At 71.3% G+C, this 18,799-nt stretch carries 18 protein-coding genes; 15 read left to right on the top strand and 3 right to left on the bottom strand.

Translation table 11 applies throughout. The features are described from left to right. Window positions 1–6: 6 nt before the first annotated feature. From ACFWYM_RS40210 to ACFWYM_RS40195, 4 genes are all read left to right on the top strand, one after another. The gene (locus ACFWYM_RS40210; protein WP_384849060.1) at window positions 7–1,227 is read left to right on the top strand and encodes an MFS transporter; all 1,221 of its coding nucleotides are present in this window, start codon (window positions 7–9) and stop codon (window positions 1,225–1,227) included. Between the two features lie 6 nt (window positions 1,228–1,233). Then, window positions 1,234–2,004 carry an SDR family NAD(P)-dependent oxidoreductase gene (locus tag ACFWYM_RS40205; protein ID WP_384849057.1) on the top strand — a complete coding sequence of 257 codons (771 nt, stop codon included), beginning with the start codon at window positions 1,234–1,236 and terminating at the stop codon, window positions 2,002–2,004. A gap of 97 nt (window positions 2,005–2,101) precedes the next feature. Then, window positions 2,102–3,316 carry an acyltransferase family protein gene (locus ACFWYM_RS40200; protein WP_384849054.1) on the top strand — a complete coding sequence of 405 codons (1,215 nt, stop codon included), beginning with the start codon at window positions 2,102–2,104 and terminating at the stop codon, window positions 3,314–3,316. After that, window positions 3,316–4,725 carry an amino acid permease gene (locus tag ACFWYM_RS40195; RefSeq protein WP_384849052.1) on the top strand — a complete coding sequence of 470 codons (1,410 nt, stop codon included), beginning with the start codon at window positions 3,316–3,318 and terminating at the stop codon, window positions 4,723–4,725. Before ACFWYM_RS40200 ends, ACFWYM_RS40195 begins: the two co-directional genes overlap by 1 nt. A gap of 227 nt (window positions 4,726–4,952) precedes the next feature. Here the strand turns inward: ACFWYM_RS40195 and ACFWYM_RS40190 are convergent, their stop codons facing one another. Beyond that, window positions 4,953–5,912, bottom strand: coding sequence for an SDR family NAD(P)-dependent oxidoreductase (locus tag ACFWYM_RS40190; protein WP_384849049.1), 960 nt, complete (start codon window positions 5,910–5,912; stop codon window positions 4,953–4,955). A gap of 58 nt (window positions 5,913–5,970) precedes the next feature. On the opposite strand from ACFWYM_RS40190, the gene ACFWYM_RS40185 reads away from it, so the two are divergent. After that, the gene (locus tag ACFWYM_RS40185; RefSeq protein WP_384849046.1) at window positions 5,971–6,513 is read left to right on the top strand and encodes a MerR family transcriptional regulator; all 543 of its coding nucleotides are present in this window, start codon (window positions 5,971–5,973) and stop codon (window positions 6,511–6,513) included. Window positions 6,514–6,552: 39 nt separating this feature from the next. Here the strand turns inward: ACFWYM_RS40185 and ACFWYM_RS40180 are convergent, their stop codons facing one another. Further along, on the bottom strand, window positions 6,553–7,656 hold the full coding sequence (locus ACFWYM_RS40180) for a Ku protein (RefSeq protein WP_384849043.1): 1,104 nt from the start codon (window positions 7,654–7,656) through the stop codon (window positions 6,553–6,555). Between the two features lie 112 nt (window positions 7,657–7,768). On the opposite strand from ACFWYM_RS40180, the gene ligD reads away from it, so the two are divergent. The 3 genes from ligD to ACFWYM_RS40165 all read left to right on the top strand — a co-directional run bounded on the left by ligD (window position 7,769) and on the right by ACFWYM_RS40165 (window position 10,447). Then, window positions 7,769–8,659 (top strand): non-homologous end-joining DNA ligase, encoded by an 891-nt coding sequence (ligD, locus tag ACFWYM_RS40175; RefSeq protein WP_384849040.1) that lies wholly within the window; start codon window positions 7,769–7,771, stop codon window positions 8,657–8,659. Continuing rightward, the gene (locus tag ACFWYM_RS40170) at window positions 8,656–9,573 is read left to right on the top strand and encodes an ATP-dependent DNA ligase (protein ID WP_384849038.1); all 918 of its coding nucleotides are present in this window, start codon (window positions 8,656–8,658) and stop codon (window positions 9,571–9,573) included. Before ligD ends, ACFWYM_RS40170 begins: the two co-directional genes overlap by 4 nt. A 445-nt stretch (window positions 9,574–10,018) precedes the next feature. Next, window positions 10,019–10,447 carry a nuclear transport factor 2 family protein gene (locus ACFWYM_RS40165; RefSeq protein WP_384849037.1) on the top strand — a complete coding sequence of 143 codons (429 nt, stop codon included), beginning with the start codon at window positions 10,019–10,021 and terminating at the stop codon, window positions 10,445–10,447. Between the two features lie 29 nt (window positions 10,448–10,476). On the opposite strand, the gene ACFWYM_RS40160 is transcribed toward ACFWYM_RS40165, so the two are convergent. Beyond that, window positions 10,477–11,280, bottom strand: coding sequence for a nuclease-related domain-containing protein (locus tag ACFWYM_RS40160; protein WP_384849034.1), 804 nt, complete (start codon window positions 11,278–11,280; stop codon window positions 10,477–10,479). Between the two features lie 288 nt (window positions 11,281–11,568). On the opposite strand from ACFWYM_RS40160, the gene ACFWYM_RS40155 reads away from it, so the two are divergent. The 7 genes from ACFWYM_RS40155 (at window position 11,569) to ACFWYM_RS40125 (ending at window position 18,704) form a co-directional block, all read left to right on the top strand. Continuing rightward, on the top strand, window positions 11,569–12,267 hold the full coding sequence (locus tag ACFWYM_RS40155) for a hypothetical protein (RefSeq protein ID WP_384849031.1): 699 nt from the start codon (window positions 11,569–11,571) through the stop codon (window positions 12,265–12,267). Window positions 12,268–12,401: 134 nt separating this feature from the next. Further along, a complete protein-coding gene (locus tag ACFWYM_RS40150; protein WP_384849028.1) occupies window positions 12,402–13,073 on the top strand; it encodes a class F sortase in 672 nt (223 codons plus the stop codon). A gap of 49 nt (window positions 13,074–13,122) precedes the next feature. Beyond that, complete coding sequence (locus ACFWYM_RS40145) at window positions 13,123–13,887, top strand: hypothetical protein (RefSeq protein ID WP_384849025.1); 765 nt, start codon at window positions 13,123–13,125, stop codon at window positions 13,885–13,887. Window positions 13,888–13,970: 83 nt separating this feature from the next. After that, window positions 13,971–15,218: an ATP-binding protein gene (locus tag ACFWYM_RS40140; protein ID WP_384849106.1), complete on the top strand. Its 1,248-nt coding sequence runs from the start codon at window positions 13,971–13,973 to the stop codon at window positions 15,216–15,218. 197 nt (window positions 15,219–15,415) lie between these two features. Beyond that, a complete protein-coding gene (locus ACFWYM_RS40135; protein ID WP_384849022.1) occupies window positions 15,416–15,781 on the top strand; it encodes an SH3 domain-containing protein in 366 nt (121 codons plus the stop codon). An 83-nt stretch (window positions 15,782–15,864) separates the two neighbouring features. Then, the gene (locus ACFWYM_RS40130; RefSeq protein WP_384849020.1) at window positions 15,865–17,250 is read left to right on the top strand and encodes an FtsW/RodA/SpoVE family cell cycle protein; all 1,386 of its coding nucleotides are present in this window, start codon (window positions 15,865–15,867) and stop codon (window positions 17,248–17,250) included. Next, the gene (locus tag ACFWYM_RS40125) at window positions 17,247–18,704 is read left to right on the top strand and encodes a penicillin-binding transpeptidase domain-containing protein (RefSeq protein ID WP_384849017.1); all 1,458 of its coding nucleotides are present in this window, start codon (window positions 17,247–17,249) and stop codon (window positions 18,702–18,704) included. The genes ACFWYM_RS40130 and ACFWYM_RS40125 overlap by 4 nt, the downstream gene beginning before the upstream one ends. Window positions 18,705–18,799: the final 95 nt, after the last annotated feature.

Genomic DNA, 18,799 nt, shown 5'->3' with positions numbered 1-18,799 from the left:
TCACCCATGCCGTTGGCAGTCTATGTACTGGGCCTTGGAATATTCTCCCAAGTCACCAGTGAATTCATGGTGGCCGGACTCATGGCCGAACTCGCGGGTGATCTCGGGGTTTCGGTCGCACAGATCGGCTATCTCATCTCCGTGTATGCGGCGGCGATGACGATAGGCGGCCCGCTCATGACACTCGGCCTCCTCAAAATGCCCCGCCGCCGGGCGCTCCTGTTGCTCTTCGGGGTCTTCCTCGTCGGCCAGGTTCTCGGCGCCACCGCCCCCGGCTACGAGGTCATGGTGGTGGCCCGGCTCATCACCGGAGTCGCCGCATCCGCTTTCTACGGCGTGGCGCTCGCGCTCTGCGCCGAGGTCGTGGGCCCCGAACTGCGGGGCAGGGCCATGTCGATCGTGCTCGGCGGCATGATGGTCGGCACAGTCCTCGGGCTGCCCGCCGCCTCCCTGATCGGCAGCAACTTCGGCTGGCGGGCGAGCTTCTGGGCCGTGGCCGCCCTCGCGGCGCTGGCCGCGCTCATCACCTACCTGCTGATCCCCGCCTCTCCACGGCCGGAAGTCTTCGGTGTGCGCGAGGAGTTGACCGCGTTCCGCAGCGGCCGCCTGTGGGCCGTGTACGCCACCAGCCTGCTGGTCATCGGGGCGACCTTCGCCGCGTTCAGCTATTTGACGCCGATCCTGACCGACGTCTCGGGGTTCTCGGCCGGTACGGTTCCGCTGCTGCTCGTCGGCTACGGAGCGGCGACCGTCCTCGGCAACTTCGTCGTCGGGCGGCTCGCCGACCGATTCACCCTCGCCGTACTCGCCGTCGGAGTCCTCGCGCTCGCCGTCTTCCTCACGGTCTTCGCCATCGGCGCGGGCAGTGGTGTCGTGGCCGTCGCATCCCTGATCGGCATCGGTCTCGTGGGGATCACCATGAACCCGGCCCTTGCGACCCGGGTGGTGCGTACCGCCAACGGCCGCCCCCTGGTCAACACCGTCCACACCGCCGTGATCACCCTCGGCATCATGATCGGCTCCTGGGCCGGCGGGCTCGGAATCAGCCAGGGCGGCGGACTGCGCTCCCCCCTGTGGATCGGCCTCGGCCTGGCCCTCGCGGGCTTCCTCACCCTGGTGCCCGACCTGCTGCGGCGCCCGGCGGCGGCGACGCCCGAGAACGCCCCGCTCCCCCTCTCCGAACCCACCGAACTCTCCACACCCGCCGAACTCTCCGAAAGGCACTGAACCCCTATGTCAAGCAACAGCGTCACACCCGGCCGAAGCCTCCCCCTGGCCGGGAAGGTCGCCCTCGTCACGGGCGGCAGCCGGGGCATCGGTGCGGAGACCGCCCGTCGACTCGCCGCCGACGGGGCGGACGTCGCGCTGACCTACGTCCGGGGTGCGGAACCGGCCCGGGACGTGGTCGCGGACATCGAGGCACTGGGACGGCGCGCCCTCGCCGTCCAGGCCGACGCCGCGGACCCGGCGGCCTCCCGGGCGGCGGTGGAGCGCACCGTGGCAGAGCTGGGGCGGCTCGACATCCTGGTCAACAACGCCGGGACCTGGTCCGGCGGGCCGCTCGAGGCCCTGACTGTCGCGCAGTTCGACGAGATCATCGCGGTCAATGTGCGGTCCGTGTTCGCCGCCACGCAGGCCGCCGCCGGGCACCTGGGAGAGGGCGGGCGCATCGTCACCATCGGCAGCTGCCAGGGCGACCGGGTCACGGGGCAGGCGCAGACTCTCTACGCGATGAGCAAGTCGGCGCTCAACGGCTTCACCAAGGGGGTGGCCCTCGAGCTCGGCGAGCGCGGCATCACGGCGAACCTCGTGGCCCCCGGCCCGATCCGGACCGACATGACGCCGACCGACCCGCAGCTCGTCGAGGGCTTCCGGTCCCGGACCAAGGTCGGCCGTCTCGGCACCACGACGGAAGTCGCCGCCCTGGTCTCCTACCTGGCGGGGCCCGACGCCGGATTCACCACCGGCGGGATCTTCGCCGTCGACGGCGGCACCAACATCTAGGGGCTGTCCGGCTGTTCGACAGACCCCGCAAGACCGCGGTCAGCGGGGGCCACCCCCGCTGACCGCTCGTTCAAACCCGATCGGAACTCCTCGTCTCATGTCCGGCAAGACCCAACTGTCCCGGCTGCCCTCGCTCACCGGGATGCGGTTCATCGCAGCGCTGCTGGTCTTCCTGTTCCACACGTCGCTGACCAGCGCCCCGGCCCTCAGCCCCTTCCACGGCGAACTCGCGGAGAGCTACCAGCGCGTACTGGACAAGGCCGGCTGGGTGGGGGTGTCCTTCTTCTTCATCCTCAGTGGCTTCGTACTGGCCTACTCGGCCCGCCCGGGCGACTCCCTCGGCGCCTTCCTGCGGCGCAGGCTGGTGAAGCTCTACCCCAACCACCTGGTCACGTTCGCCGCCTCCATGATTCTCTTCGCCGCGGCTGCGTCCACCTGGCGGCAGTGGCTCCCCAACCTCTTCCTGGTGCACACCTGGATACCCCGCACCGACAGCTTCTTCAGCGTCAACCCGCCCAGCTGGTCGCTGACATGCGAGGTCTTCTTCTACCTGTGCTTCCCGCTGCTCTTCCGCTGGATCAAGAAGATCGACCCGGCGTGCCTGTGGGCCTGGGCGGGTGCCGTCACCGCGGCCATCGTGCTCGTTCCTGCGGTCGCGTACCTGTGGCTGCCCGACGGCGTCATGCCCAACGGCTACCCGGTGTCCGAGTGGCAGTACTGGGTCGTCTACATGCTTCCGCCGGTCCGTACGCTGGAGTTCGTCCTCGGCATCCTGATGGCCCGGATCGTCCTGGCCGAGCGGTGGATCGGCGTCCGCGTCCTGCCGGTGACCCTGCTCCTCATCGCCTGCTACGTCGTGGCGCTCAACGTCCCCTGGCTGTTCAGCCTCAACGCCGCGACCGTCGTCCCGCTCGCACTGCTCATCCCGGCCGTCGCGGCCGACGACCTGCGGGGCCGGCCGTCGCTGTTCCGCGGCCGGGTCATGGTCCGGCTCGGCGAGGTGTCCTTCGCTTTCTATCTCGTCCACGCCGTGGTGATCACCGAGGTTCTCGAACTGGTCGTGAGGGGGCGGGAGTTGTCCGCCCTCCAGGGCGTCGGCGTCATCGTGCTCGAGCTGTCGGTCAGCCTGGCCCTCGCCTGGCTCCTGAACATCTGGGTGGAAGAGCCCGCGATGAAGCGCTGGAGCAGGCCGCGCCGTGACCGGATGCGCCCGCGCCCCGCGGCGGTGACCGCGGCCGTGGGCCAGGAACCGGCCGTGGTCCGGGAACCGGCCGCCGACCGTGAACCTGCCGCCTCCGGACAGACGTCCTGATGCGCGGCAGCACGCTGAAGGCCCGGCATCTGACGATGCTGGGCCTGGGCGGGGTGATCGGTTCCGGACTCTTCGTCGGATCCGGCACCGGCATCGCCGACGCGGGCCCCGGCATCCTGATCTCCTACGCCTTCGCCGGCGGTCTGACGGTGCTCATCATGCGGATGCTCGGGGAGCTCTCCGCGGCACTGCCGGACAGCGGCTCCTTCTCCTCGTACGCGGAGAAGGCGTTCGGCCCCTGGGCCGGGTTCACCGTGGGCTGGCTGCACTGGTGGACCCTGTGCATCGCCATCGCCGCGGAGTCGACCGCGGCCTCGGCGAGCCTGCACGCCTGGCTCCCGGCCGTGCCTCGCTGGGCTCTCATGACCGCCGTGATGGCCTTGTTCACCGCCGTGAACCTGACGGCGGTCGGTGTGTTCGGGGAGTTCGAGTTCTGGTTCGCCGGGATCAAGGTGGCCGCGATCGTGGTCTTCCTGGCCGTCGGCGCGGTGGCCGTCGTGGGCGGGCTGCCGGGCACGGCCGCCCCCGGCCTGGCTCATCTCACCGGGGACGGCGGGTTTCTGCCGCACGGCTGGGCCGCGGTCGCCACCGGGTTCATCGCTGTGCTGTTCGGCTTCGGCGGCATGGAGGTCGTCACCGTCGCCGCGGCGGAGTCGGACGATCCGGCCGCCGCGGTGGCGAAGGCGGTGCGCAGCGCCGTGTGGCGCGTCCTCGTCTTCTTCATCGGGAGCGTCGCGGTCATCGTGACACTGCTGCCAAGGGGCGAAACCGGCGCGGACCGCAGCCCGTTCACCTCGGTCCTCGACCGGCTCGGGGTTCCCGCCGCGGCCGGGATCATGGACGTGGTGGTGCTGATCGCGCTGCTCTCGGCACTGAACGCGAACCTCTACACGGCGTCGCGAATGGTCCATTCGCTCGCACAGCGCGGCGAGGCCCCCCGAAGTCTGCGACCGCTTTCCCGGCGGGGCGCGCCGTGCCGCGCGGTCCTGGTCTCCGCCGGCTTCGGCTTTGTCGCCGTGCTGCTCACCTACTGGTGGCCCGACACGGTGTTCCCCTTCCTGGCCAAGACGATCGGCGCGACCATGCTCTTCGTCTGGCTGTCGATCGCCGCCTCCCAGATCGTGCTGCGCCGCCGCTTGGAGGCGGACTCTCCGCACCTGCTGCGGCTACGGATGTGGGGCTTCCCCCTGCTGTCGTGGCTGGCTCTCGCGGCGATCTGCGGAGCCCTGCTCCTGATGGCCGTCACTCCGGGAGCCCGCGGTCAGCTGGCCGCGACGTCAGCCGTGGTGGCGGTGCTGTTGTGCGCCTCGGCCGCCCGGAGCACGCGCGTCCGACCTCACGCCCCGCCCTCGACCACCGCAGTGGGCATGCCCAGTGAGACGGCGACCGGGACTCGAACCAGCAGCTAGCTCTTCCGACATTTACCGGTTCCAGGCGATTTCACCGAAGCTCTCCCCATGCTCCGCCCCCCGCCGCCCCGCCACCGCCGCATCCGTCGTCACCCTGTCGGCGCCGGTCCAGCCTCCGGGCCCGGGCGGCGAACCCGTGTCCGCCTAGGGCCTGTCCGGCGGATCAGGCCGCATGATTCCGAGCCGTGCCACAGCCCGCGACCGCGGCAAGATCCGCCGGACAGGTCCTAGCCCTCAGAGAAGGCGTCCACGCCCGTGAGTTCGGCCGACAAGGACCAGAGGCGGGCGGCCGCGATGGGGTCCGTGGCGTAGGCGCGTACGCCTGTCCATGCTTCTTCGCTGGTGGTGAGTTCGGCGATGTCGCAGTCCTCGCAGTAGGCGCCGCCCCGGTCGTCGAGGAGGGGGGACGTGGCCGCCCAGACCGTGGTCGCCGCGCCCTGTTCGGGGGTCTTGAAGTCGGGGTGGATGACCGTTCCGGCTTCGTCGATCCAGCCCTTGGCGATCAGGTCCGCCCGGTCGAGGTGGCGCAGGAGCGGGGTGACGATGGCGCCGGGGTGGAGGGAGTAGGCGTGGATGCCGGAGGGGGCGGCGAGGGTGTCGAGGTGTGTGGCGAAGAGGGCGTTGGCCGTCTTCGCCTGGCCGTAGGCGAGCCACTTGTCGTAGCCCTCGGTGAAGTGGGGATCGTGCCGGCGGATGTCCGAGAGCTGGTGGCCCGCGGAGGAGACCGCGACGACGCGGGCGCCGGGGGCGAGCGCGGGCCGGAGGTGGTTGACGAGGGCGTAGTGGCCGAGGTGGTTGACGGCGAACTGGGCCTCCCAGCCGGGGCCCACCCGGCGCTCGGGGCACGTCGCGATGCCCGCGTTGGCGATGAGCAGGTCGATCGTGCGGCCCGTCGCCAGGAGGGTGCGGGCGAAGTGCTCGACGCTCGACAGGTCGGCCAGGTCGAGCGGTGCTGTCTCTGTTCGGGGGATCGTGGCGGTCGCCTGCTGCGCCGTCGTGGGGCGGCGGGCCGGGACCATGACGTGTGCTCCCGCGCGGGCCAGTGCTCGGGTGACCTCCAGGCCGAGGCCCGAGTAGCCGCCGGTGACGACGGCCAGCCTGCCCGTGAGGTCGATGCCGTGCAGGACCTCGTCGGCGGTGCTGCGGGCGCCGAACCCCGAACCGATCTTGTGCTGCGGTGTTCCCATGGCTGGGACCGTAGGAGCTCGACCTCGGTCTAGGTCAACGACGTCGTAGCGTGGGGGCATGGTTGATGGGGTCGGGGTCGGCCGCAGGGGCGGGCTGAGCATCGGGCAGGTTTCCGAGCGCACCGGATTGAGCGTGCACACGCTGCGGTTGTACGAGCGCGAGGGGCTCCTCATCGGTCCGGTGCGGCGGGATTCCGGTGGCCGTCGTCTCTACAGCGAGCTAGACGTGGAGTGGCTCGGCAACTGCACGAAGTTCCGGGCCTCCGGGATGCCGCTCGCCACCATCCGCCACTTCGCCGAACTCGCCCGCCGGGGACCGGGGAACGAGGCGGAGCGGCTCGCCCTGCTGCGGGAGCACGAGGCGGAGGTCCGGCGCCGGATCGAGGAACTCGACGCCTGTCTGAGCCTGATCCGGCGGAAGGTCGGGGTCTACGAGGAGCTCGTGGCGAACGGTGTGGCTGAGGATCCTTGGAGCTCCCGTCCTGACGGCCCCCGTCCTGAGAGCACCCCATCTGAGACCCGTCCTGAGGGCTCCCACTCCGGGAGCACCTATTCCGAGAGCTCCCATTCCGAGAGCGGCCACTCCGCGGCGGGGGCGTAGAGCCCGGACCGCGAGAGGGGGCCGGGAGCCCCGTAGGGCTCAGGCCGACGCGCGCTTCTTCGGTGTCGTCTTCTTCGCCGTCGCCTTGGACTGCGCCGTCTTCTTCGCCGTCGCCGACTTCCGCCCGCTCGTCGACGACGACGCCGTGCCCGTCTTCTTCGTCGATGCCGACGCCGATGCCGACGTCGACTTCGCCTTCTTGGCCGGGGCCTTCTTCGCCGACTTGGCCGTCTTCGCCGTCGACTTCTTGCCGCCCACCTGCTTGGGCTCCGCGCGGGCCGACTTGCGGGCGGGGAGGGGGGTGACCCGGGCGACCTTGCCGTCGTCCTTGCCATCGGCCTTGCCGTCGTCCGGTTCCTCGCCGCGGGCCGTGCGGGCCGCGCGGACGCTGTTCTCCAGGGCGGCCATCAGGTCGATGACCTTGCCGCCGCCCGCCTCGGCCACGGGGGCCGGGGCCTCGGGGGTGCCGCCCGCGACCTTCGCGGCGATGAGGTCCTCGACGGCCGCGCGGTAGTCGTCGTGCAGCGTCGAGATGTCGACCTCGCCCAGGGTGTCCATCAGGGCGTCCGCCAGGTCGAGTTCGGCGTCCCGCACGGTCACGTGACTGTCGGGGGCCACGCCCTCGGGGACGCGGATCTCGTCGGGCCACAGGAGGCCGTGCATCGCGATGACGTCGTCCACGACGCGGAGCATGCCGAGGCGCTCGCGGCCGCGCAGGGCGAACTTCGCGATGGCCACCTTCTGGCTGCGCTTGAGGGCCTCGCGGAGGAGTGTGTAGGGCTTGGCCGCCGGGACGCCGTTGGCCGACAGGTAGTACGCCGCGTCCATCTGGAGGGGGTCGATGCGGTCCGCGGGGACGAAGGCCACGATCTCGATCGTCTTGGCCGTGGGGATCGGGAGGGACGACAGGTCCTCGTCCGTGATCGGGATGATCGAGCCGTCCGCGTCCTCGTATCCCTTGCCGATCTCGGCCTGGGTGACCTCGCGGTCCTCCAGCTCGCAGACCTTGCGGTAGCGGATGCGGCCGCCGTCCTCCGTGTGGATCTGGCGGAAGGAGATCGAGTGGTTCTCGGTCGCGTTCACGAGCTTGATCGGGATGCTGACCAGACCGAAGGAGATCGCACCGTTCCATATGGATCGCACGTCCGGCACCTCACACCAGTAGGGAGGGGGGTGGGGGAAGGTAGCCCCGCCTTGGGGGCAGGCAGTCCCCGGCTTGGCGGCAGTTTGTCCGCGTTTGTGTGAGTCTCATCGTATGACGCCGATCACAGAGGTGGAGGGCCGACGCCTTGCGCTCAGCAATCTCGACAAGGTCCTCTATCCCGCGAGCGGCTTCACCAAGGGCGAGATGCTGCACTACTACGCGACGGCCGCGGGGTCGCTGCTCGCCCACCTCTACAACCGGCCCGTCTCCTTCCTGCGCTTCCCCGACGGGCCCGACGGCCAGCGCTTCTTCGCCAAGAACGTGCCGCCCGGGACCCCCGCCTGGGTGCGCACCGCCGACGTCCCGCGCTCGGACGGCACCGCCCGGCAGATCCTCGTCCAGGACATGGCCACGCTGATGTGGGCGGCCAATCTGGTGACGGAGTTCCATACGCCGCAGTGGCAGGCCGACGCCCCGGGGCGGGCCGACCGGCTCGTGCTCGACCTCGACCCGGGCGCTCCGGCCACCGTCGTGGAGTGCTGCGCGGCCGCGCTCTGGCTGCGCGACCGGCTCGCCGCCGACGGGCTGCACGTCTGTGCCAAGACCTCCGGGAGCAAGGGGCTGCACCTGCTCGCGCCGCTGGAGCCGACGCCGTCCGAACGGGTCACGGCGTACGCGAAGGAGCTCGCCGTCGAGGCGGAGCAGGCGCTGCCGGAGCTCGTCGTGCACCGCATGACGCGGAGCCTGCGCCCCGGCAAGGTCTTCGTCGACTTCAGCCAGAACGCGGCCTCGAAGACCACCGCCGCCCCGTACACGCTGCGGGCCCGGCCGGAGCCGACCGTTTCCACGCCGGTGACGTGGGAGGAGGTCGAGCACTGCCGGGAGGCGGCGGACCCGTCACCGCTCGTCTTCCGGGCGCCGGACATCGCGCCGCGGCTGCGGCTGTACGGCGATCTGCTCGGCCCGCTCATCAACCTCAACCGCGCCCGGCCGCTGCCGTGACCGCGCTCCCCTTTCCCACCCCGGTCTCGGTCGAGCTCGCCAAGGCGGTCAACTCGCTTCCGGAGAGCGGGGGTTGGGCGTACGAGCCGAAGTTCGACGGGCATCGGCTCGTCGTGCTCGTACGAGGCGGGGGCGGGAACGGGGGCGAAGGTGGTGTCGGGCTGCAGGCGCGGTCCGGGCGGACCGTCACCGGCGCCTTCCCCGATCTCGCCGCGGCCGCGGAGCGGCTGCCGCCGGGCACGGTCCTGGACGGGGAGGTCGTCGTGTGGCGCGACGGGCGCATCGACTTCGGTGCCGTGCAGCAGCGGGCGAACGGCACGCGCGCGCGTGCCGCCGCGCTCGCCCGCTCGCTGCCCGCCTCGTACGCCGCCTTCGACCTGCTCGCGGAGGGCGGTGCGGACTGCCGGGGGCTGTCCTACGAGGAGCGGCGCGAGCGTCTCGTACGGCTGCTCGGGCCGCTCGGGCCGCCGCTGCAGGCGGTGCCGATGACGACGGACCGGGAGCAGGCCCTGATCTGGTACGAGACGCTGCCCGCGACCGGGGTGGAGGGGCTGGTGGCGAAGCGGCTCGACTCGGTCTACCGGGGTGGGGCGCGGGCCTGGCTGAAACTGCGGCACAGCGATACGCGTGACGCGGTGGTCGTGGGCTTCACGGGGAGCCGGGGGCGGCCGCGGGCGCTGGTGGTGGTGTTGCCGGGGGACGGGAGTCCGGTGGTGTCGTCGCCGCTGGCGCCGGGGGTGCGGGTGGAGGCGGGGCGGGTGTTGCCGGAGCCGGTGGGGGTGGGGGTGGCTACCGCCTTGGGGATCGGGGAGGTGAGCTACTCGGCGTTGCCGGGGGAGCCGGTTGTCGTGGTGGAGGTGCTGCAGCGGTCTTCGGAGCGGCATGGGGTGGTGGGGGTGGTGCGGGTTCGGTGAGCGGGGGCGTAGGTGGGGTGCGGGTGGAGGGTGCGGGTGGAGGGTGCGGGTGGAGGGGGTGCGGGTGCGGTGCCGTCTCGGGTGTGGGGGTGCCGTTGTCGTGGGGACCGAGGTAGTGGGTCGCAGCCCGGCGACGTCGGGGGCCGTCCCGTGCCCACCCGTGCCGCCCCCTGGGCGGCCCAGCTGCCCACGGGACGGCGGACCCGATCGCAGGGTGGCGGGCCCGACCGGCACGAGCGGCCCGGTCGCCCACGGGGCGGTGGGCCCGGCCACGGGGCGGTGGGCCCGGCCACGGGGCGGTGGGCCCGGCCACGAAGTGGTCGGCCTGATGGTGGTGTGATCGGGGTCACTGGTAATCAAGTTTGACTAATGGAGGGGTCGGGCATATCGTTCTTGTCAGCTGGTCAAACTTGACTTGCTGGAGGGTGAAGTGACAGGAGAGCGCGTGACCTTTCTTCCCGAGACCGGATATGTGCCGACCGACGAGGATCGAGCCGGCCTCGATGCCTGGTTCGCTGCTTATGACGTGCAGAGCGGCAAGCGCGATGTGGAGGGCATGGCCGACCTGGCCGTGTTCCCGCTCAACCTGGTCAGCGACGACTCCGCGGGGAACGGGCGGACGGCGCAGTGGGACCGGGAGCAGTTCGTCGCGACCATGACGCAGGTGATGGGGGAAGGGAGTGAGGACATCGTCTTCGAGTCCCAGCGGACGCCCGTCTTTCTGTCCTCCGCCCTTGCCGTCGCGTTCACCGACTCCACGATGACCGCGGGCGGCGAGAGCCAGCAGCTGCGGTACGCCGACATCCTGGTCAAGCGGGACGGGCAGTGGGCGTTCCAGACCATGATTCAGGGCGGGTGGGGCGACAACCTGTGAGGCCGTGCGGTGCCGAGCGAGGGCTGCGGTCAGACCCGTAGCCAGGTGTGGCGGTCGCGGGCCAGTGCGTGCAGGGCCTCCACGTCCGCCGACTTCAGCACGGCGCCCGCACGGGCCAGCGCCGCCACGTCCGTGTCGTACACGATCCGCACGTCGCGTGGCGGTGCCGCGACATCGAGGTCCGCTCCCCCGGCCACGGCCAGGACGGGGCGGACCTCGGCCGTGAGCGCGAAGGAGGCGCGGCTCGCGTCCGCGCGGAGCGTGCGCAGGACGGGGCGCGGCTCCGCGCGGCCGACCGTGACCATCGGGTCGGCGATGCGCACTCGCTGCTTGCGGGCGTGGAGCGTGGTGACGCAGAAGAGGCCGCCGGGGCCGATCAGCAGATGGTGGATGCGGGAGCCGCCGGGCAGCGGGATGGAGTGCAGGGTGTGCCAGCCCGCGCCGTCGAGCCGGTCGAGCGCGTCCCCCACGGCCTGCTCGGCGGTGAGGGCGCGGTGGCGCGCGTCGGAGCGCAGCCTGCGGGCCGGGACCGGATCGCGGTCGAGGGAGATCTGGAGGGCCTCGCCGGGGCGGTTCGGGGCCAGGTCGTCGTCCGGGTGGAGGGTGAGGCGGGCCAGCTCGGCCGGGGTCGGCACCGGCGGCGGGCCGACCGTGACGCTGCCGGTCAGGAAGGGCGCCAGCACCTGCATGACGTCCGCCTTGCGGTCCTCGCTGAGGAGATTGACCCGGGACGCGTCCCGGTCGTACCAGGCGACATTCCTGCCGTTCGCAAGGCAGACGTACAGGCGCTCCTGACCATGCCTCCAGGCCGGCATGACACGCAGTCCGGTCACGCTCACCACCCCCTCGACCATGGGAGCAGCAGGGACGGCCCGGGGGCAAGAACCTCGCAGCCGCCAACGGAAGTTGGGGCGGTTTTGGGCCGTGTGCGGGCTGAGGCGTGGGAACTCCGTAACGGCACCGTCTGCACAGTTATGGCGCGCTGTTACAAAGCCGAAGAATCGCCGCAATAACGGACATCTAAGTTCGTTGTTGTCCAGCCGATGAGGCCGGAAACGATCAGCCGACCGACCCGCAGCAGGCCGACCGCAGGCCAGCCGACAGAGCGTAAGGAACGTCCCGTGAGCACCAAGCGCCGCCACTCCCTCGTCCGCACCGCCGCCCTCACCACTGTCGTCAGCGGGGCCCTGCTGATACCGGCCACCGCCGCCTTCGCCGACTCCCCCTCGACGGAGCCCACCACCCAGACCCAGACGCCGCAGCCCGACAAGGACAAGGGCACGGACAAGGGCACCGACCACGACAAGGGCACCGACAAGAAGACGGACGATCCGTCCGGCAAGAAGCAGGACAAGGGCGACAAGGACAAGGACAAGGGCGGGAACAAGTGGGGGCCGGTTTACGAGGTCACCCTGGGCAACGGCGCCAAGGCGAAGATCCAGAACCGCGGCGGCGCGTACGTCGCGACGATCATCGTCGGCGGCAAGAACATCGCCACCCTCTCCTCCACCCACCCGACGATCACCTACAACGGCGTGAAGTACGAGGTCTACCCCTCCAACGGCCACGTCGGCATCACGTACCTGAACGGCAAGAAGGACCAGGGCGGCAAGGGCCACAAGAAGGACCAGAACAAGGTCACGCCGCAGGACCGCAAGGGCGAGAAGACCGTCACCCCGAAGGGCGGCGTCAAGGCCGGCGCCGAGGGCGTGAGCGAGAGCGGGGACCCGGCATTCCTGGTGGCGGGCGGCGGCATGGCGGCCGCCGGTGCCGCGGGCCTCGGCTTCGCGATGCTGCGCCGCGGCCGCAGCGAGAGCTGATCCGCCTCGTCCCCACCCGGCCGGCCCCTCGCCCGCCACCGCCCTTCTCCGGAAGGGCGGTGGCCCCGCACCCTCCTGATTCCGCCCCCGGCGGGCCATCCTTCCCCGTGCCTAACCTCCCCTCAGGAGTTCTCGTGAGCACCCCCACCGACACCCTGCCGCCCGAGTCCCCCACCGACGGGACCCCCTCGCCCGCCCGGCGGCGCGGCACCCGGCTCGCGGTCGCCGCGGCCCTCACCACGGCGCTCGGCCTCGGCCTGATCGCCTGCGGCGAGAGCGGCAACAGCGGGCACGCCCCCGACGTGAAGGTCGACAACGCCTCGGCCGCGCACGCCAAGTCGGGCGCCACCCCGATGAAGAAGTCCAAGCCCACCGGCCTGCGCATCCCGTCCGCGGGCGTGGACGCGTCGTCGATGCTGGACCTCAGCGTGGGCGGCGACGGCGAGCTCGCGGTCCCGCCGGTCGACAAGGCGGACGAGCCGGGCTGGTGGACCGGGGGCGTCACCCCGGGCGAGAAGGGCGCGTCCGTGCTCGTCGCGCACTACGACACCGCGAACGGCCCCGCGCTGATGAAGAACGTCGCCAAAGTGAAGGTCGGTGACACCATCGAGGTACCGCGGGCCGACGGATCCACGGCGAAGTTCAAGGTGCGCGAGATTCAGCAGGTGGACAAAAAGAATTTCCCCACCAATAAGGTGTATGGGGCGACCGACCGTCCGGAGCTGCGCCTGCTGACCTGCGGCGGGCCCATCGTGGGCGGTCACCGCGCCGACAACATCATTCTCTACGCCGACCTCGTGCAGTAGACCGCCACCACCGGCGGCGGCTGCGCGGCCCGCAGGAGTCAGGAGTGCCGTGAAGCGCCGCAGCCACCTCGTGGTCGCCGCCGTCCTCGCCGTGTCCGTCGCGGCGCTGGCCGGCGGCTGCGGCGATCCCGGCGGGGTGCGCGGCGCCGGACCGACACCGACGGCGGACGGGCCGACCCACCTCTGGCCGAATCTGCCCCCGGCGTCCTCGCCCGCCGAGGACTACGGCGCCATAGAGAGCGTGACCGTCGACGACGTCACCGTGCCCGGCGGGGACCTGCACAAGGTCGACCCCGTCAAGGTCGTGCGCGCCGACTTCGTCGCCCACCCGGGGACGTACAGCCGCGGCGACACCGCGTACGAGAAGACGCTCCAGCAGTTGGAGGAGTGCGGGGAGAGCGCGGAGAAGGGCGGGGGCGGCGGCTCGTGCCCGCTCCTGAAGGCGTACTACCGGGATCTGACCGGGGACGGCAAGGACGACCTGATCGTCGGCGTGCACATGGCCAACGACGAGCTGGACATCCGCGTCTACGCCATGGAGCAGGGGAAGCTGACGCAGATCATGGAGATGGGGGACGCCGTCATCGGGGTGGAGCTGGCGGGGCGGCAGCTGATCGTCCGGGCCGTCTCCAGCCTGCCCGGATACGAGTACCGGACCTCCTGGTCCTGGGACGCGCACCAGAAGACGATGCTGCCGGCGAACGACGAGATCGTGCGCTCCAAGAGTGCGCCGCCGTCCGGGACCCCGGTGCCGTCGTCCGAGTCGCCGTCCCCCGCCGAGTCGCCCTCGCCCTCCGCGGGTGGCGGTCAGTGACCGGGCACCGGCTGCCGCGCGGGCCGCGGTGGCCCGCGTGGGCCTCGACCCTGACGTGGAAGGCCGCGGTCTTCATCACCGTCATGTGCTGCGCGCTCGCCGCGCTCCTCGGCGTCCTCGTCCATGTCTCGGTGACCAACCAGACCGTGAACCAGGCCCGGGAGCGCGCGCTCACCCGGCTCGAGGACGCCACCACGCACTACCAGGCGGGCGACCGCCTCGGGCCCGGGGCGGGCGTCGATCCGCCGGGCCTGCCCGAGCAGCTGCGGAAGCTCGCGGTGAGCGGGCAGCGCGCCACGATGGTCGGCGACCACGACTCCCGGCCGACGATGTGGGCGGCCGGGCCCGCGGACGGGGGCCGGGCGATCGCCGTCGAGGTCGACTACGCGCAGGGGGCCCGCACCATCGACGGGCTCGACCGGGCGATCGTCGGTTCCTCGGCGCTCGCGATCGGGGCGACGCTGCTCGTGGGCGCCTTCGCCGTGACCCGGGTGACGCGACGGCTGCACCAGACGGCGCAGGTCGCGCGGAAGATCAGCAAGGGGGACCTGGACGCCCGGGTGAACGATCTGCGGACCCATGACCCCGCCCGCCACCAGGACGAGGTGGCCGCCGTCGCCGGGGCCCTCGACACCATGGCCTCCTCGCTGCAGGGCAAGCTCCTGAGCGAGCAGCGGTTCACCGCGGACGTGGCGCACGAGCTGCGGACGCCGCTGACCGGGCTGCACGCGGCGGCCGAGCTGCTGCCGCCGGGGCGGCCGACGGAGCTGGTGCGGGACCGGGTCGCGGCGCTGCGCACCCTCACCGAGGACCTGCTGGAGATCTCGCGGCTCGACTCGCGCAGTGAGCGCCTCGACCTGGACACCGACCGGCTCGCTCCACTGGCGGAGCGGGTGGTGCGGGCTTCCGGGACGGAGACGGAGATCCAGGTGGTGCGGGATCTGCGGGTCGAGACGGACCGGCGGCGGCTGGAGCGGGTGCTGGGGAATCTCGTCGCCAACGCGCACAAGCACGGGGCGGGGCCCGTGGTGCTGACCGTGGACGGGCCCGTGATCACTGTGCGGGACCACGGGGAGGGGTATCCGGACTATCTGGTGGAGCACGGGCCGCAGCGGTTCCGTACCGAGGGGGGTACGAAGGGGCATGGGCTGGGGCTGACGATCGCGCTGGGGCAGGCGCGGGTGCTGGGGGCTCGGCTGGGGTTCGCCAATGCGGTGGACGGGGGGGCTGTGGCCACGTTGACCCTGCCGGGGGTCGAGGCGGGCGAGGAGGGTGGGGGCGGGGGCGCCCCAATGGGCGTATCCGACCGGTCGGATGTGGCTGAGCCGTAGGCTTCTTCGCCCTCTCCGCCCCTGACCGTCCCGTCCCGGGGCTCCGCCCCTGACCCCGTTCGGCCTGAACGGCCTCGTCCTCAATCGCCGGACGGGCTGGACGGACGTGCGGGGGGTTGGAGGCGCTTTTAGTGTGAATTGCGGCCTATGTGGGCCATGGGCCGCCTCGGTCCTGTCCTTCCCTCAGAGGAGGCCCCATGTCACAGCGGTCGACCCGTACGCTCACCCGGTTCGGCATAGCCGTCGCCGGTGGTGCTCTCACCGCGCTCACCGTCGTCGGTCCCGCTGTCGCCGCCGACAGCGCCGGCAGCGCCAACAATCCGCCGCCCGTCTACAAGGGGCGCATCACCGCCAAGTCCGGGCTGCTGCTGCGCGACGCGCCCACCCGGGGCAGCCACGTCATCCGCAGCGAGCCCTACGGCAGGGTCGTCAGCATCTTCTGCAAGACCACCGGTGACACCGTGGACCGGAACAACCTCTGGTACCTGCTCGCCGACGGCACCTGGGCGTGGGGGGCCGCGCACTACATCTCCAACATCGGGCAGGTCCCCCGCTGGTGCTGAGCGCGTGAGCGCCCCCTAGGTCGTTTTGGCCGACATCGTGCGCAATCAGTCGATTGGGGCATCTTGCTTGCTACGTTCCCGGCATGACCGGAACAACCGCGGACAAGGCACCCCACGGTGTCCCCGATGTCCCCGCCGTCCCCCCGGTCCGACTCCCCCGGCGGCGCGGCACCGAGCTCACCCTGATCGTCGTCGCCGTCCTGCTCTCCGTGTACGGCTACTGCGATGTCGGCCTCGCGCACAACGGCTCCGTCCCGCCCGGCGCCGCAGGTTACGGCGCCGGGCTCGGCGTGCTCGCGCTCCTCGCGCACCTCGCGGTCCGCCTCCGTGCCCCGTACGCGGATCCGCTGCTCCTGCCCATCGCCGTGCTGCTCAACGGGCTCGGGCTCGTGCTCATCTACCGGCTCGACCTGGAGACGCCGGGGGACGAGGCGGCGCTCACGCAGCTCGTCTGGTCGACGGTCGGGGTCGCCCTCTTCATCGGGGTCGTGGTGCTGCTGCGCGACCATCGCGTGCTGCAGCGGTATGCGTATGTGTCGGTCGTCGCTGCGCTCGTGCTGATGATCGTGCCCATCTTCTTCCCCGCCGTGAACGGGGCCCGCATCTGGATCCGGATCGGCGGCTTCTCCATCCAGCCGGGCGAGTTCGCGAAGATCCTGCTCGCCGTCTTCTTCGCCAGCTACCTCGCCGCCAACCGCAACGCCCTCGCGTACACCGGCCGCACCCTGTGGAAGCGCCTCAAGTGGCTGCAGCTGCCCACCGGCCGGGTGCTCGGGCCGATCGTCGCCATCTGGCTGATCAGTGTCGGGGTGCTCGTGCTGGAGCGGGACCTCGGGACGTCCCTGCTGTTCTTCGGGCTGTTCGTGGTGCTGCTGTACGTGGCCACCGGGCGCACCGGGTGGATCGCCGTGGGGCTGCTGCTCGCGGGGGTCGGGGCGTTCGTGGTCGGCTCGCTGGAGCCGCACGTGCACCAGCGCGTCGAGGACTGGCTGCACCCCTTCGCCTCCATCGACGCGGGGCAGGGACCCAATCAACTCGCCCAGTCCCTCTTCGCGTTCGCGGCCGGGGGCATGCTCGGCACCGGGCTCGGGCTCGGCCACTCGATCCTCATCGGGTTCGCCGCGAAGTCCGACTTCATCCTGGCGACGGCGGGCGAGGAGCTCGGGCTCACCGGGCTGTGCGCGATCTTCCTGCTGTACGCGCTGCTCGTGGAGCGCGGCTACCGGGCCGGGCTCTCGCTGCGGGACCCCTTCGGGCGGCTCCTCGCGATCGGGCTCGCCTCGATCGTGGCGCTCCAGGTCTTCGTCATCGCGGGCGGTGTCATGGGGCTCATTCCGCTGACGGGGATGGCCATGCCCTTTCTCGCACAGGGAGGTTCGTCCGTCGTCACGAACTGGATCATCGTCGCGCTCCTCATCCGGGTCAGTGACTCCGCGCGCAGCCAGCCCCTGGCGGAGGGGGTCGCATGACCCGGTACATCCGGCACGCCGCCGCCTTCTGCGCGCTGCTGCTCGTCGCGCTCCTCGTCAACGCCACGCGCGTGCAGGTCGTGCAGTCCGAGTCGCTCGACGACAACCCCGCCAACCGCCGGGGGGCCATCACCCGCTTCGACCAGCCGCGCGGCGACATCATGGTGGACGGGCGCACGGTCACCGGGTCCAAGGACACCGGCGAGCAGCTCCGCTATGAACGGACGTACACGAACGGGCCGTTGTACGCCCCCGTCACCGGCTTCGCCTCCCAGGTCTACGGCACCACCTTCCTGGAGCACGCCGAGGACGACATCCTCTCCGGCACCGACCCGATGCTCGCCCCGCTCCCCCTGTGGAACGACATCACCAGGAGTCAGAACCCCGGCGGCAGAGTCGTCACCACCCTCAACCCGGCCGCCCAGCAGGCCGCTTACTCCGGTCTCGGCGGCAAGAAGGGCGCCGTCGCGGCGATCGAGCCCGCCACCGGGAAGATCCTCGCGCTCGTCTCCACGCCCTCGTACGACCCGGGACGGCTCTCCGGCACCAGCTCGTCCGTCACCAGGAGCTGGTCCTCGCTCAACTCCGACCCTGACAAGCCGATGCTGAACCGGGCGCTGCGGCAGACGTATCCGCCGGGCTCCACGTTCAAGGTGGTGACGGCGGCGGCGGCGCTCGACGCGGGGACGGTCACCGACCTGGACGCGCCGACCGAGTCCCCCGACCCGTACACGCTGCCCGGCACCAGCACGCAGCTCAGCAACGAGGTGGAGGGCTGCACCGACGCGCCGCTGCGGTACGCCTTCGAGTGGTCCTGCAACACCGTCTTCGCGAAGCTGGGGGCCGATACGGGGCTCGCGCCCATGGCCTCCACCGCGCAGAACTTCGGCTTCAATGACGGTGACTTGAAGGTTCCTTCGAGCGTGGCGACATCCCATTTCGACACGTCCATGGACAAGGCGCAGCTCGCCCTGTCGTCGATCGGGCAGTACGACACGCGGGCCACGCCCCTGCAGATGGCGATGGTCTCGGCCGCCGTGGCGAGCGGGGGGTCCGTCAAGTCGCCGTACCTGGTGGACAGGACGACCACCGAGGACGGGGACACGGTGAACTCCGGCGGTACGAAGACGCTGCACCAGGCGATGAATCCGGGGACCGCGATGCAGCTGCGGGAGCTGATGACGGATGTCGTGGAGGAGGGGACCGGGAAGAACGCGGCGATTCCCGGGGTGACGGTGGGGGGCAAGACGGGGACGGCGCAGCACGGGGTGGACAACTCCGGTACGCCGTATGCGTGGTTCATCTCGTGGGCGCAGGGGCCCGATGACGGGGAGCCGGCGGTGGCGGTGGCCGTGGTGGTGGAGGACGCGTCCGCCGATCGGGGGGACATCAGCGGGGGTGGGAGTGCGGCGCCCGTTGCTCGTGCCGTGATGGAGTCGGTGCTCGGGTCTTAGGGGTTTTTCCCTTTCCCCAAGCCCGCCCCTTCCCGAAACCGCCGCTCCGCGGCCCTGGGGCGCTCCCTTCTTGGGGCTTCGCCCCTTGCCCCCAT

This window comes from Streptomyces sp. NPDC059009 (assembly GCF_042740175.1).
Classification (GTDB): domain Bacteria; phylum Actinomycetota; class Actinomycetes; order Streptomycetales; family Streptomycetaceae; genus Streptomyces.
The sequence above is the reverse complement of the archived record's forward strand: the minus strand, read 5'-3'. Positions and strand labels throughout refer to the sequence as shown.

What these genes read in the sequence shown, in the direction of transcription:
- ACFWYM_RS40210 (WP_384849060.1), top strand. Translation starts at nt 7, where the DNA reads ATGCCGTTGGCAGTCTATGTACTGGGCCTTGGAATATTCTCCCAAGTC.
- ACFWYM_RS40205 (WP_384849057.1), top strand. Translation starts at nt 1,234, where the DNA reads ATGTCAAGCAACAGCGTCACACCCGGCCGAAGCCTCCCCCTGGCCGGG.
- ACFWYM_RS40200 (WP_384849054.1), top strand. Translation starts at nt 2,102, where the DNA reads ATGTCCGGCAAGACCCAACTGTCCCGGCTGCCCTCGCTCACCGGGATG.
- ACFWYM_RS40195 (WP_384849052.1), top strand. Translation starts at nt 3,316, where the DNA reads ATGCGCGGCAGCACGCTGAAGGCCCGGCATCTGACGATGCTGGGCCTG.
- ACFWYM_RS40190 (WP_384849049.1), bottom strand. Translation starts at nt 5,912, where the DNA reads ATGGGAACACCGCAGCACAAGATCGGTTCGGGGTTCGGCGCCCGCAGC.
- ACFWYM_RS40185 (WP_384849046.1), top strand. Translation starts at nt 5,971, where the DNA reads ATGGTTGATGGGGTCGGGGTCGGCCGCAGGGGCGGGCTGAGCATCGGG.
- ligD (WP_384849040.1), top strand. Translation starts at nt 7,769, where the DNA reads ATGACGCCGATCACAGAGGTGGAGGGCCGACGCCTTGCGCTCAGCAAT.
- ACFWYM_RS40140 (WP_384849106.1), top strand. Translation starts at nt 13,971, where the DNA reads ATGTGCTGCGCGCTCGCCGCGCTCCTCGGCGTCCTCGTCCATGTCTCG.
- ACFWYM_RS40135 (WP_384849022.1), top strand. Translation starts at nt 15,416, where the DNA reads ATGTCACAGCGGTCGACCCGTACGCTCACCCGGTTCGGCATAGCCGTC.
- ACFWYM_RS40130 (WP_384849020.1), top strand. Translation starts at nt 15,865, where the DNA reads ATGACCGGAACAACCGCGGACAAGGCACCCCACGGTGTCCCCGATGTC.
- ACFWYM_RS40125 (WP_384849017.1), top strand. Translation starts at nt 17,247, where the DNA reads ATGACCCGGTACATCCGGCACGCCGCCGCCTTCTGCGCGCTGCTGCTC.